This is a genomic window from Paenarthrobacter sp. NPDC058040, assembly GCF_042885775.1.
Lineage (GTDB): Bacteria > Actinomycetota > Actinomycetes > Actinomycetales > Micrococcaceae > Arthrobacter.
This window is the reverse complement of record NZ_JBHVRN010000002.1, coordinates 285181-299124: the sequence shown is the minus strand read 5'-3', so window position 1 is coordinate 299124 and position 13944 is coordinate 285181. Positions and strand designations below refer to the sequence as shown.

The 13944-nt window shown below is 59.5% G+C and carries 10 protein-coding genes; 8 read left to right on the top strand and 2 right to left on the bottom strand.

All coding sequences use genetic code 11. From position 1 onward, the window contains the following. The first annotated feature begins 45 nt into the window (after positions 1 to 45). The 8 genes from ACFVSJ_RS04195 to ACFVSJ_RS04160 all read left to right on the top strand — a co-directional run bounded on the left by ACFVSJ_RS04195 (position 46) and on the right by ACFVSJ_RS04160 (position 10117). On the top strand, positions 46 to 915 hold the full coding sequence (locus ACFVSJ_RS04195; protein WP_387434684.1) for a GNAT family N-acetyltransferase: 870 nt from the start codon (positions 46 to 48) through the stop codon (positions 913 to 915). Positions 916 to 974: 59 nt separating this feature from the next. After that, positions 975 to 2114, top strand: coding sequence for a P1 family peptidase (locus ACFVSJ_RS04190; protein ID WP_387434683.1), 1140 nt, complete (start codon positions 975 to 977; stop codon positions 2112 to 2114). A 191-nt stretch (positions 2115 to 2305) separates the two neighbouring features. Next, entirely contained in the window at positions 2306 to 3367 is a 1062-nt protein-coding gene (locus ACFVSJ_RS04185; RefSeq protein WP_387434682.1) for an ABC transporter permease, read from the top strand. 284 nt (positions 3368 to 3651) lie between these two features. Further along, a complete protein-coding gene (locus tag ACFVSJ_RS04180) occupies positions 3652 to 5187 on the top strand; it encodes a dipeptide/oligopeptide/nickel ABC transporter permease/ATP-binding protein (RefSeq protein ID WP_387434681.1) in 1536 nt (511 codons plus the stop codon). Next, positions 5184 to 6029 (top strand): ABC transporter ATP-binding protein, encoded by an 846-nt coding sequence (locus ACFVSJ_RS04175; protein ID WP_387434679.1) that lies wholly within the window; start codon positions 5184 to 5186, stop codon positions 6027 to 6029. Before ACFVSJ_RS04180 ends, ACFVSJ_RS04175 begins: the two co-directional genes overlap by 4 nt. A gap of 59 nt (positions 6030 to 6088) precedes the next feature. Next, a complete protein-coding gene (locus ACFVSJ_RS04170; protein ID WP_387434677.1) occupies positions 6089 to 7669 on the top strand; it encodes an ABC transporter substrate-binding protein in 1581 nt (526 codons plus the stop codon). A gap of 75 nt (positions 7670 to 7744) precedes the next feature. Then, positions 7745 to 9142 carry a serine hydrolase domain-containing protein gene (locus tag ACFVSJ_RS04165; RefSeq protein ID WP_387434675.1) on the top strand — a complete coding sequence of 466 codons (1398 nt, stop codon included), beginning with the start codon at positions 7745 to 7747 and terminating at the stop codon, positions 9140 to 9142. Between the two features lie 171 nt (positions 9143 to 9313). Beyond that, the gene (locus tag ACFVSJ_RS04160) at positions 9314 to 10117 is read left to right on the top strand and encodes a tyrosine-protein phosphatase (protein WP_387434674.1); all 804 of its coding nucleotides are present in this window, start codon (positions 9314 to 9316) and stop codon (positions 10115 to 10117) included. A 418-nt stretch (positions 10118 to 10535) separates the two neighbouring features. On the opposite strand, the gene ACFVSJ_RS04155 is transcribed toward ACFVSJ_RS04160, so the two are convergent. Beyond that, complete coding sequence (locus ACFVSJ_RS04155; protein ID WP_387434673.1) at positions 10536 to 12284, bottom strand: CocE/NonD family hydrolase; 1749 nt, start codon at positions 12282 to 12284, stop codon at positions 10536 to 10538. A gap of 147 nt (positions 12285 to 12431) precedes the next feature. Further along, on the bottom strand, positions 12432 to 13931 hold the full coding sequence (locus ACFVSJ_RS04150; RefSeq protein ID WP_387434671.1) for a CoA-acylating methylmalonate-semialdehyde dehydrogenase: 1500 nt from the start codon (positions 13929 to 13931) through the stop codon (positions 12432 to 12434). Positions 13932 to 13944: the final 13 nt, after the last annotated feature.

The following is a 13944-nucleotide window of genomic DNA, read 5'->3' as shown; positions in this document are numbered from 1 at the left end:
CGACGCACAAGACACGCGGCCAGGCCCTCCGGCACGCTTGTGAGTATGACTGAACTCACCCTGGGCAATGCGTCCAACGTCGCAGCGCTGGCTCATCAACTCGCGGAGGCCGCTGCCGCTTCCGCCGGCGTCACGGTACGGACGCTCAACGCGCCCGACGAACTCAGTGATGCCTATGAGCTCTACAAGGAGACGTGGCGTCCGGACGCCTCGAACCTAAGTATGACCCTGGGCATCCTCAGGGTATTGGCCAAGACAGGAAACTATGTATCCGGAGCATATGTTGGATCCAAACTTGTCGGGATGAGCGTCGGCTTTTGCGAACAACCTGATCAGCGTTGCCTCCACAGCCACATCACGGGTGTTTCCGGTTCAATGCGGGGCCGCAAAGTGGGCCAGGCAATCAAGTTGCATCAGCGTGCGTGGGCACTTGAGTCATCAATGCACACCATAACTTGGACAGTTGATCCGCTCGTTCGGCGGAATGCCTTCTTTAATATCGTCAAACTGGGTGCCTTACCAACGGAGTACCTTCCAAATTTCTACGGGCAGATGGACGACGCAATCAACGGCTCGGACGCGTCAGATCGGCTTCTCATCACCTGGGATCTTGTCAGTGACATCGTCGGTTCCAGCAGCCCTGGCAGTCCGGAACATGAGTTGCCTCGGCTCAAGGCAACTGAACTCATCGTGACGGATGCGAACGGTTACCCGCATGTTTCGGTCGCCACCGAGTCAACAGTTGTCTCGGTGGCGACACCGGATGATATTGAGTCACTTCGCCGGACGCAGCCCGGCGCCGCACGGGAATGGCGCTCCGTTGTGCGTGAATGCTTCATGAGCGAATTCGCTTCCGGTTCCCGGGTGATGGGCCTTGATAGCCGTGGCTCGTACATACTGCGCCGCCCCGCCTAGATGAAATCAACACCTGAATTGCACCCAAACAGCTAGCACGCGAAGAATGGACTGAACTTATGACACGCCTTCGGGATCTCGGACTCGGAATCGGTTCTTTTGCCACCGGGCAACACAACGCCATAACGGACGTCGCCGGCGTCCGCGTCGGTCATACAACCCTGATCTCCGGCACAAGTCCATCATCTGACGGCCCGGTGCGTACCGGTGTCACTATCGTTCAGCCTCGTGCCGACAGCGTGCGCGACAAGCCCGTCTTTGCCGGGGCCGTGAGTTTGAACGGCAACGGTGAATTGACCGGTCTCGAATGGGTCCGGGAGAGTGGGCTGCTGACGACGCCAATCGGGTTGACGAACACCTTCAGCGTCGGGGTGGTCCGCGATGCGATCGCCGAATACGACACCCGAACCTCGGGAACGGACACGTACTGGTCGATGCCCGTCGTCGGCGAAACTTACGACGGCGTCCTCAACGATATTCACGGCCAACACGTCACCGCCCAACATGTCTTCGATGCCCTCGACGCGGCGCAACCCGGTCCGGTGGCCGAGGGGAACGTCGGTGGCGGAACCGGGATGCTTTGCCACGAGTTCAAAGGAGGAATCGGCACTTCTTCCCGGGTCTTGTCCGAGAAGGACGGTGGATGGACGGTGGGCGTTCTCGTGCAGGCAAACTATGGCACGCGGGAGGCCCTCCGCGTGGACGGTGTACCTGTGGGATTCCTGATTCCGGAGTCGGAGGTACCCGTTCCGATATCCTCCCGTTCTTCCGCCGCGTATCACCGCCTTCCTGCGGGCGCCGGTTCCATCATCGTGATCGTGGCGACGGATGCGCCGCTGCTCCCGGGTCAATGCCGTCGACTTGCGATGCGTGCCGCCGTCGGACTCTCTCGCGTGGGCGGTGCCGCCTCTGATTCGAGCGGCGACATCATGATTGCGTTTTCAACGGGCAATGACAGCATCCCGGGCGAATACTACGGCAGCCCTGACCTTTCCATGACCCACGAGCTCAGGGCAGTCCCACACCAACTTCTGACTCCCGTTTTTGAAGCCGTGTCCGATGCAACGGAAGAGGCAATCCTCAACGCGATGCTCGCCGCAGAGGACATGACCGGGCGTGATGGAATCGTCGCGCATGCGTTGGATGGTGAACGGCTCCTGGAAGTGATCCGCAATTATCGTGGCCGCGATTCGCGCTGATCATCCACTGGAACAGTCCCGTGTCCCGCCACGCATGTGGTGGGACACGGGACTTTTCAGCATGTACGGGCTCCCAGGAAGGTTGTGGTCGGCCCTGGCACTCATGCGTTGTTCAATTTGACAATAGTCAATCAAATATCGCTGCAACGCGCACTGTACATGATCTGCGTCACGCTGGAAAACTTGAATGTATGAAAAGCCCAATATCCACGGATCAGAGGATTGGCTTGCCTCCCCCGGCAACAAAACCATCGCCTGAAAACAACAACGAAGTTGTGTCGCAGAAAGTCACCGCGGCCAGGACCAGAAACCCATGGATCGCATACGCCGCACGCCGGTTTGTACGTTTAGTCATTTCGGTGGTCGTCCTTGTCACCGCCGCATACCTAATGGTGCGCTTCTTGCCCGGGGACCCTGCAAGGCTGTCGCTAGGGGCCGATGCAAGCCCCGAACAAGTACTGCGCAGACGGACAGAACTAGGCCTCGACGACTCGTGGCTTAGTCAGTACTTCCATTTCTGGGAACGTCTTTTTCACGGGAACCTGGGTACTTCCTACGGCAACCGACTCCCCGTTTTCGATATTATCGCTCAACGAATGCCGGCGACGTTGGAGTTGGCCGTCCTCACAATCATCGTCATTCTTGTTACAGGAATTCCGTTCGGGATGCTGGTGGCTGAGATGACGCGAGGGGGTCGCAATAAGTGGCTTGACACCACTTTCTCCGCGATCACGGGGTTCTTTACCGTGGCTCCAGTGTTCGTTGTTGCAGCAATCTCTATCTTCCTCTTCGCGATAAGTTCCCCCATTTTTCCGGTAGCGGGCCGTTCAGGACCGACTTCTTATGTATTGCCCGTCCTTTCGCTGGCATTACCGGCGGTCTGCGCTATTGCACGTATTGTGCGAGCCGAGACTTTGTCCGTGTTGGAGGCAGACTTCGTTAGGACGGCGAGGTCCAAACGAATCAGTAAGGCCCGGCTGTATTCCCGGCATGTGCTTGCGAACCTGATTACGCCAACATTGACGATGGCTGGCTTGATGTTCGGAGGTCTGATAGCGGGCAGCGTATTCGTTGAGACCGTGTTCGCTTGGCCAGGAATGGGTTCCACTGTCGTCGGGTCCATCGCTAATAGGGACTATTCCTTGGTACAGGGCATAGTCCTGGTCTATGGCGGAATCATTTTGCTCATCAACCTCATCGTAGATCTGCTCATCGCGGCATTTGATCCACGTTCCAGAATCACAACGACTTAGAGGCTCTCATGTCATCGACCAACCAAGATCCCCTTGCAGTAAGTACCGGTCGGTTTCGGTCACTCATGCAACAGGCTCGCACGCCAACGGGTGCGATTGCCGTCTTTGGGACTCTTATACTCATTGGAATTGCAATTTTTGCTCCAAGTATCTTTGGAGACAAAGCGGCCGCTGTTGACGTAACGTCGATTGCCCAAGGCCCCAGCGCTGACCACTGGTTAGGAACTGACGCTTCAGGACGGGACATCCTCCTCAGGACTCTTGTCGCGACACAACTGTCCCTCATGTATGGAATGGTGGCCACCGTCATCGGAGTGACTCTGGGCATCGTTGTCGGTTGCCTGCCCAGTGTCCTGCCGCCATCCATAGGGCGAATGGTCGTTGCGTTCGTGAACATGATGATCGCTTTCCCCTCCTTGCTCCTGGTGCTCTTCCTGGCCGTAGTTCTTGGCCAAGGAACCACAGGCGCAGTCGTTGCCCTCGGTTTGGCTATTGTTCCGGATATGGCGAGGCTATGTCAGACGATGTCCGCCAGCGTTAGCGGCCGTGACTTTATCAGCGCAGCAAAAATCCTCGGCGTGCCCAGATTCGTGATCCTCATTCGGCACATCATCCCCAGCATCACAGATGTGGTGGTGGTCAACGCAACGATGGTGGCCGCTGGGTGTCTCACTGCGATGGCTGGCCTTTCGTTCCTGGGCCTCGGCCTGCAGCCTCCCGCCTATGACTGGGGACGATTGCTTGCTGAGGGACTGTCCAGGCTTTACATTTCCCCAGCCGCGGCCTTGGCACCTGCACTGGCTGTCACCCTTGCTGGCATTGTTCTGACGATGCTTGGAGACACTATCGGGCGCGCATTGGGTGTGAATCCGGTAATTTCGCTTCGAAAGATGGCGGGTTTTCCAGGCCGAAGGGACACGATCGAGCGGGCGGTGGACGCCGAAGAACCTGCACGTCCGTCGTCAGGCAACGTTCTCTCAGTTCGGAATTTGCACGTTTCATTTCCCGCACTTGGACAATGGATAACTCCAGTCCGCAGTGTAAGTTTTGATGTTGCGGCCGGCGAACGGGTAGGCATAGTTGGAGAGTCCGGGTCGGGGAAGAGCCTCACGGCCCTCGCAATCAGCCAGCTCATTGAAGACCCTGCCCGCGTCGATGCGGAGTCCATCATGTTTGATGGTGTGGAACTTGCCGGTTTGAGCCGGCGGGAAATTGACTCACATGCGGCCAAGCTCGGTCTCACAATGTCAATGGTCTTCCAAGACCCCATGTCTTCCCTGAATCCCTCAACACGAATTGGTCCACAGGTTTCTGAAGTCGCCAAAGTTCACGGACACCATTCGGCGTCCGCATCAAAGAATATGGCAATCGATCGCTTGAACGAAGTGGGGATACCTGATCCCGAACTGCGTTTCAAGCAATATCCCTTCCAATTCTCGGGAGGTATGCGCCAAAGGGCCATGATTGCGATGGGCCTTATGGGAAATCCGCGCCTCATCATTGCTGATGAACCCACCACTGCGCTTGACGCGACTGTCCAGCGAACTGTCCTTCAAGTCTTGGATCGAGTTTCAGTCGAACACGGCTCAGCCGTCATGTTTATCTCCCACGACATTGCGCTGGTGACTGGGTTCTGCGATCGGGTCCTGGTCATGTACCAGGGAGAGCTGGTCGAAGACATTTCAACGTCGGATTTGGTCGCTGGTCTGGCTGTCCATCCGTACACGCGTGCGCTCATGGCCTCAATCCCAACGCTGACAACAGACAAGACCCGCCCGTTGGCAACAGTTGGTGACTTTATGAAGGAGCAGCGATCATGACGACACTTGAATTTCAGAATCTCGTAGTGAATTTCGGACGTGGATCAAAGACAGTTCGTGCCGTGAAGGACGTGTCATTTACTGTACCCTCGGGCTCGACTGTTGGTTTGTTGGGGGAATCCGGTTCAGGCAAATCGACGCTTGCCCGGGTTGCTATAGGTCTGGAACATGCTACGTCAGGTGAAGTTCTCTTGGATGGGAAGTCCCTCTTGGGATCCGGGAGCGCCAGTAGGCGCCATCGACGGGCCCTGCAGATGGTCTTCCAGGATCCATATTCTTCACTGAATCCTCGGATGACCATCGGCGACTCGATCATTGAGGGGCTGCGCGCAGGTGACAGGCAACCCGGAGAGCCAACAGTTGTCCGGCGATCAAAGAGCACACTTGTTGCAGAGACTCACGGGTTGCTTGACCTCGTGGGACTGGATCGTAGTTTCGCGTCCAGGTACCCCCAGAAACTCTCTGGCGGGCAACGCCAAAGGGTGGCCCTGGCTCGGGCCCTCGGTGCCAAGCCGTCGGTTTTGCTCGCCGATGAAATGACGTCAGCCCTGGACGTTTCCGTTCAAGGAACCGTCTTGAACCTTTTTCGCAAGCTTCAGTCGGAACTGGGTTTGACCTCATTATTCATTTCACACAACCTCGCCATCGTTCGCTATGTATGTGACTTCGTTGCGGTTATGGACAAAGGAAACCTCGTCGAGTTCGGTGCCGTAGACGAAGTCCTGGCCAACCCCCAGCATCCTTCCACACGGTTGCTGATCGAGGCAGTCCCTCAGATCGGAGTTCCGTTGTTCGAGGCTGCAGGAGCCAGAACTGCTTCCGAACCGCGCAATTCGATGTAACCAACGCGACCAGTCGTTATACCTATCTTCTCGAGTCTACTTACCTGAAGGATGCCTTAATGAACAAGAAATTAATGCCCTGTGCTGCAATTTTTGCGGCAGGAGCGCTTGCCCTGACTTCCTGCGGATCCAGCCCGGACGGAAACACATCGTCCGGGAAAGTGGTGACCGACGGGACACTGAAAATCGCAGCTTCTGGAGAACCCGGAAACCTATTCCCGTTGTCGAATGCATCTTCAGACGGTAAGCAAGTGATCGCCTTTGGCTATGATAATTTGATTTCCCTGGATAATGATGGAAAGCCAAGGCCTTGGTTGGCTGAATCATGGACGGCGACGACCACGGAAGCCACCTTCACTCTGAAGCCCGGAATTACCTGCAACGACGGATCCGAACTGACGGCGCAGACAGTAGCCGATAATTTCACATGGATTACGGATCCGGCGAACAACTCGTCTGAGCTGGGTGCGAAGGTTCCGGAGGACTTGAAGGCTAAGGCCGACAACGCGAGCCGAACGGTTACCTTGACGTCGAAGACTCCATCGCCTTTCCTCGTTGAGAATGTAGGCCGCGTCTTTATTGCCTGTAGCGCTGCGCTTAAGGACCCCGCCAAGTATGCCGGAGCTTTCGGTGGAACCGGTCTCTACACCCTCAGCGACGTGAAGCCAGGAGAAAGCTATACGATGACCCGTCGGACAGGGTACAACTGGGGGCCTGAGGGAACAACTTCTGAAACTCCAGGATTGCCAAAGTCGGTAGTGGTCACTGTTGTGGAGGACAACACAACCCGGGCCAACCTGCTTGCTTCCGGAGACGCGAGTGTTGCTTCTGTCACTGGAGCAGATACCGGACGGCTTGACGCACTTAAGATGAATGGCCTTTCCGTTCAGCAACCTTCGAGCGAGTTGTTTTTCAACCAGCGAAGTTCTCGGGTAAATTCAGATCCTGCGGTCAAGAAGGCTCTCGTACAAAGCACGAACACCTCGGAAGTCATCGACATTCTTGCCGGTGGCAAGGGAAGTCCCACCCAGTCTCTCCTCGTAGGGAAGCCACGCACCTGCGCCCTTGACGACGTCTACAAGTCCATCCCGGCATTCGATCTGAACGCCGCGGCCAAGACACTTGATGATGCCGGCTGGAAAATGTCAGATGGCGGTGCGCGCAAAAAAGACGGCCAAAAGCTAGCCGTCACGTTCGTTTACACTTCTGGGGCTGAGAAGAATGCGGCCTTTGAGCACCAGGCCGACATTTGGAAAAAGCTGGGAGTTGATGTGACCCTGAAATCCACGGATGTCGCGACCATCATCGACATACTCTTCAAGCCAGGTGCATCAGACTGGGATATTGTCGACATTAATGTCCTCAACTCCTTTCCTAACGTTCTGACTACTTACTTCAGCGGCAATACGTCGAACAACTTCTCCAACATTCAGAATGCTACCTATAACAAGAACGTTGCTGCGGCAATGGGGACTGTTGGAACTGCGGGATGCCCTGAATGGCAGGCAGCAGAGCGCGCGCTTGTTTCCGATGCGGACATCCTTCCGTTGGGTTGGTTCGATAGCAAGATCTACATGCGGGGATTTACGGCCAACCTGTCTGGCGTTATTGATCCTTGGTCATTCCGCCAGTCTGAGTAACGGGCAGGGAAATCTCACTTACCTTCCAGTCCAGTTTTCTCCCACTTCGGGAACTGATAATTTTTAGGAGCATCGATGTCCGTAAAAATTCCTTCTGATTTGCTGACCGCGCCGGAGTGGCAGGAGCGACTTGATTCTCTTGCCGCGAAGCACTCCGTGCCGGGGGTGCAGGTTGGGTTGATCGCGCTTGATTCAACCGGCGGTGTGGATCTGCGTGTTTTGACGACTGGAGTGACCAGTCTCGCCACTGGTGTGGAGGTCACTCCAGAAACGATCTTCCAGTACGGGTCGATCACGAAGATCTGGACCACAACGCTGATCATGCAGTTGGTTGATGAGGGGAAACTCACTCTCGATACCCTGGTTGTTGATGTTCTTCCTGACTTCAGGATTGCCAACTCTGAGTATTCGGGCCGGATTACCGTTCGCCACTTGTTGACCCACACCAGTGGGATCGATGGTGATCTCTTCACTGACACGGGGTATGGCGATGACTGCATTGAGAAGTACGTTGCGTCGTTGTCCACGGCGACCAGCATTACCGCGCCTGGAGGGCCGCTGAGTTATTGCAACTCCGGGTTCACGGTTGCCGGAAGGATCATTGAAGTTCTCCGCGGGCGGGCCTGGGATGATGTGCTGGTTGATTATCTCTATGAACCGTTGGGGCTCAGCCACGTGATCACCAGGACCAAGGATGCTCCGCTGTTCCGTGCCGCGGTGGGGCATCTGGCAAGTGCTGATCCGGCGTCCGGGGAAAAGGTTGTCCCGACCAAGGACTGGGTTCTTGTCAGGTCGATGGGCCCGGCGGGGGTCATTACGGGCACGGTTGAGGATCTGCTCATGTTCGCGTCGGCGCATATGCGTGATGGGCTGGGCCTGAATGGGAAGCGGATCCTTTCGGAGGAGTCGGCGCGGCTGATGCGGGCACCGCAGGTGGACCTGTCCAGCGTCTCCACGGTGGATAAGGCATGGGGGTTGGGCTGGGTTTTGTCGGACTGGGGGACTGCGAGGGCTGTTCGTCATGGCGGGGCGACTATCGGTCAGATTGCCAGTCTTCACACGTTCCCGGAAGCAAATGTTGCGATGAGTGTTCTGACCAATTCACGTGGCGGGTACCTTCTGGCAAAGGAGTTGGAGACGGCCATCGGTGCTGAGCTGGGACTCACCTATCCGAAACCCCTCGATGAAGGCATCAGCGCGGACTTCGACAGCAGTGGCCTGCTCGGCACCTATGAAACGACGACGACCCGCATCGAGTTGACCCGCGGGGAGGACGGGCAACTTCTGCTGGCTGCTTCGGCGAAGGTTGATCTCTCCGGAGAACCTGACCAGCCGCCGCTCCAGGCTCACCTGCTGTCGAATTCCAGATTCGTCGCTGATCCCGAAGGATCGGCTACCGAATTCCAGCACTTGGTCATCGACGGCGTCGAATTTCTCTATGGCGGGCGGCTGTACGAGAAAGTAGTCGCCTAGATTCTCCTCAGCGGCCAGACAAGAGGGGCTCCCGGGACCTGCACCCGGGGGCCCCCTCCTGCTGTTTGGTCAGGGCCCGCGCAGTCCCGTCTGCGAGCCCCACGAGCGTCAAGACATTCACAGTTTCTTCTAGCCCCTCGGACAGGGGCTTCAAAGAGAAAGATGGCGACTATGCCTTCAACGATTTTTACCCAACCGGGAAACTTCCGCGACCTTGGCGGGATTCCTGTCTCCGGCGGAGAGGTGCGCTCATCGCGCGTGTTCCGCAGCGATGATCTCAGTACGGCAACTGATGAGTTTCTTGACCTTCTCCTGGCGGAGCACGGAATCACTGATGTGGTGGACCTTCGAGGTGCGGAGGAAACCGCCAAGGTGAATCTTGCGCGGCTGGGCTCCCGCGGGATTGACTACCATAATGTGGCGCTCGGCGGTCAGGTGATGGACGGCTACGCAACGCCGGCCGACGACGACGATATGGCCGAAATCTATGTACGCCTGGTCGAGCAGCATTCAAGGCAAATGGTGAGCATATTGAGCCTCATTGCCTGGAGTGCGGGAGGCCTGGTGTTCCACTGCGCCGCAGGCAAAGACCGCACCGGGATCCTGGCCGCGCTGCTGTTGAGAATCCTTGGTGCCGAGGATGAAGAGATCATCCGGGACTACGGCGTCACGGCCGGGAATCTCCGTACTATGGTCGCGCGATGGCTGGCCGCTGCGCCGGCGGCTCCGACGACGGGCAACGGCGTCGAGCCCGGGGGAGCAGCGGATGGTGACTCGCCCGCTGGTCCGCGGGAGTTCCTTGAGTCCCTGGACTTGGACAACCTGCCTCCGATGCTGGATGCCAGGCCCTCGGTCCTCCGGCTGGCCCTGCTGAAGCTCGACGAGAAATACGGCGACGCCCTGGAGCCCCTGCGGGCCGCAGGCCTGGATGAGACTCTGGTCTCCCGGCTTCGCGGCCAGCTGGTGGTCTCCTGAGTCGACCGGTGCGGGACCGTATGGTGCGACACCCGCAGACTGCTTGAAGAACGGGTACGAACTCGTCAGGCGCAGCATGGCCGAGGCCTCGAAGCAGGAGTCACCATTCCTCGTAGCGGCGAGGCCGGGCCCTCACCTGTAGTGAGGACAAAGCGCCCCGGGGTCCTGGATTTGCTGGTGGAGATCCAGGACCGTACCCGGCGTCGTCTACCTCTTTGTGTCGCATGACTTTGAAGAGGAGTGCCAAGATGACAAAGCCGCTGCAACCCCTGACTGCCCCGGAGGGCTGGAATCCGCACCAACGCGCTGGTTGCCGGGGTGATCATGCGTGAGGGACTGAACCTCAACACTGCCGCGACGCTATGGTGCGCCGCCGCCGTCGGCTCGCTGGCCGGATCAGGGCTCTACCTGATCGCGGTCATGGCTGGTGGGGCGCTGACGCCTGATCGGCGTCCCGTTCGACCACCTGTACAACGAGCCGGGACGGATGCTCTGCGTCGTGCAGAATCGTCTGGTGCGCCACAACTGTACGGCTCTCCTGGAACGGGTTGTCCGCGCCGGTGTTGGTGTTGCGGTCGTAACGGGGTGACCAACTGCTGGTGATCTCCAGTCGGATGCGGTGCCCGACGCCGAACCGGATGCCCACCGCGTCCATCGGGATCTCGTACTCGTAGGGGCGGTCCGGCTCAAGCAGGGCCGGTGTAGTGAAGCCGTCCCGGAACCTGGCACGCAGCACGCCGTGACACAGGTACCGGGCGGAGCCGTCCGGGTGGACGTCGACCAGGCGGGCGTGCCAGTCGGTGTCCGTTGCCGAGGAGGCGGCCCAGAGCCGAAGCAGCACCGGACCCACCACGTCGATGTCCTTGTCCAGGGCAGCGGTTGTGTAGCAGAGCACGTCCGGCCGCTGGCTCGGGATCCGGTCATCCACCGGACCGTCGGCGCACATGTGGAAGAACGCGTGCACCGGGTTCAAGGGGTCGTAGTCGTATTCGTCCGCGGGGCTGTCGCCCGGGCTCTCCCAGGTCAACCCGCCGTCGCCGTGCAGGCTGTTGGCGCTGCCATCCGAGCTGAGGAACAGCTCGCGGTCGGCGCCTTCGGCGAGCGGCCATTGGTCCGAGGCCCACCACTCGTTGGCGCCGATCACGAAGACGTGCACCGGGTCCTCGTCGGGCGCGGCCTGCACGCCCTTCAGGTGCCGGTCGAAGAACTCAACGATGTGCCCGTCGAGGTCGATGATGGCTTGGTCGCCGAAGTCGACGCCGTTGAGCTGACGGGTGTTGTTCATCCAGTGCGGCCACGGTCCGATGATGAGCCGCTGACCGTCACGAGCTTCGGCGGTCGCCGCGCCAGCGCGCATTCCCGGGTAGTTGTCCAGGGCACCCGGCAGGTTCATGTCCCACCAGCCGGTGATGTGCAGTGCCGGTGTCCGGATCTGGTCCCAGCAGCTGAAGTCGCCGCGCGCCCAGAACTCGTCCAGCGTGGGGTGCTGCAGCATCTCCGCGATCCATGGGCTTTGCGAGCCCTGGGCTGCGGGAACGTCGGCGAATGGCAACGCCATCGATGAGGGGCGGTCCTCGGCCCACAGCGTGTTGCCGAAGTCGATACTTTGGAAGGAGCGATACCCCATGTCCACCGCGTACTGCACCATCGGCGCAAGGAATGCCCCGCCGCGAAGGGGTTCGTTGTTCCACATAGAGCTCGGCGTGGCCGCAATCGGCACGATGGCTTTGAGGTGTTCGCTGCCGCTGCGGGCCGCGAACCACTGCACCGACGCCTCGTAGGAGACGCCGTACATGCCGATGTTGCCGTCGCACCACGGCTGCCCGGCCAGCCATTCCAGGGTGTCGAACCCGTCGTCGAATTCGGCGAAGTACATCCCCCACCGACCGTCGGAGTTGAACCGGCCACGAACGTCTTGAGCCGCGATCGCGTAGCCCGCTCCGAGCAGCGCCTGCAGTACCGGACGTGGCGTGTCGATGTGCCTGTTCTTGTCGTAGCAGGTGCGGACCAGCACGGTCGGGAACGGGCCTTCGCCGTCCGGCAGGAGCACGTCCAACGCCAACTCGACACCGTCACGCATTGGCACCATCAGGTTGTGGCGGCGCGTCGCCCGGCCCGACGGCGGCGGGCCGGCTACTTGCGCCGGGGAGGCCTGCCGTTTGATCATGGGCGGCCACCTCCAATCGGCGCGGAGGCGGGGCCTGACTCAAAGGTGCACGGCGTGTAGTCGTTCATGAACTGACTCCTTTCGGGGTTGGCTTTCGCGTCGGTTGAGGGCAGCTGGTCACTGCGTGCTGTCATAGATGGACTAAGGCTAGCTTCCTTCAGGCATGATGAAGCTGGCGCCTTGGCGGATGCCGGAGGGCCACCGTGAGGTGACGGTCTTGGTTTTGGTGTAGAAGCGGAAGGCGTCGGCTCCGTGCTGGTTGAGGTCACCGAAACCGGACGCTTTCCAGCCACCGAAGGTGTAATACGCGATCGGGACGGGGATCGGAACGTTGATGCCGACCATGCCCACTTCCACGCGGCTGGCGAAGTCCCGGGCGGAATCGCCGTCGCGGGTGAAAATAGCGACGCCGTTGCCGAACTCGTGCTCGCTGCAAAGCCTCAGTGCCTCGTCGTAGTCAGCGGCGCGGAGCACGCTCAGGACGGGTCCGAAGATCTCTTCCTTGTAGATCTTCATGTCCTTGGTGACATTATCGAAGAGTGTGGGACCCACCCAGAACCCACCGTCGTAACCCTCGACGGTGAGGCCGCGGCCGTCTGCGACGAGGGTTGCGCCTTCGTCGACGCCGGACTGGATGTACCCCTCGATCCGTTCCTTCGCCGAGGCGGCCACGACGGGGCCGAAGTCCACGTCCTTGTCCATGCTGTGCCCGACGCGGAGGTCCTTGACCCGTTCGCTCAGCTTGGCCACCAGCGCATCAGCGGTGTCCTGGCCCACGGGGACCGCCACCGAGATCGCCATGCACCGCTCTCCCGCGGAACCGTACCCGGCACCAATCAGGGCGTCGGCAGCCATGTCCAGATCGGCGTCGGGCATGATCACCATGTGGTTCTTCGCCCCGCCAAAACACTGAGCCCGCTTCCCGTGCGCTGCCGCGGTGGCGTAAATGTACTGCGCGATCGGCGTGGACCCCACAAAGCCGATCGCTTTGACCCGCGGGTCCTCCAGGAGGGCGTCCACTGCTTCCTTGTCCCCGTTGATCACGTTGAAGACGCCGTCCGGGACCCCGGCTTCGCTGTAGAGCTCGGCCAGGCGCAACGGAACGGACGGGTCACGCTCGGAGGGCTTCAGGATGAACGCGTTGCCGGCGGCAAGCGCCGGGCCGGACTTCCACAACGGGATCATGGCCGGGAAATTGAACGGCGTGATGCCCGCAACCACCCCGAGCGGCTGCCGCAACGAGTGGACGTCGATCCCCGCACCGGCGCTGTCCGAGAACTCGCCCTTAAGCAGGTGTGGGGCCCCGGCGGAGAACTCCACCACTTCGATGCCGCGCTGGATATCGCCCTTGGCGTCGGCGAAGGTCTTGCCGTGTTCTGAAGAGAGCAGCGCGGCGAGCTCGTCCATGTTCTCATTCACCAAGTCCACGAACTTCAGCAAGATCCGTCCCCGCCGCTGCGGGTTCATGGCCGCCCATTCGAGCTGGCCCTTCTCCGCATTCGCTACCGCGTTACGGACCTCTTCCGCGCTGGCCAGCGGAAGCCTCGCCTGGATCACGCCCGTGCAGGGATCATAAACGTCACTGAACCGGCCCGATGTGCCCTCGATCCGTTGCCCGCCTACATAATGTGAAAGCTCGCGCACCATGTGAATTACTCCT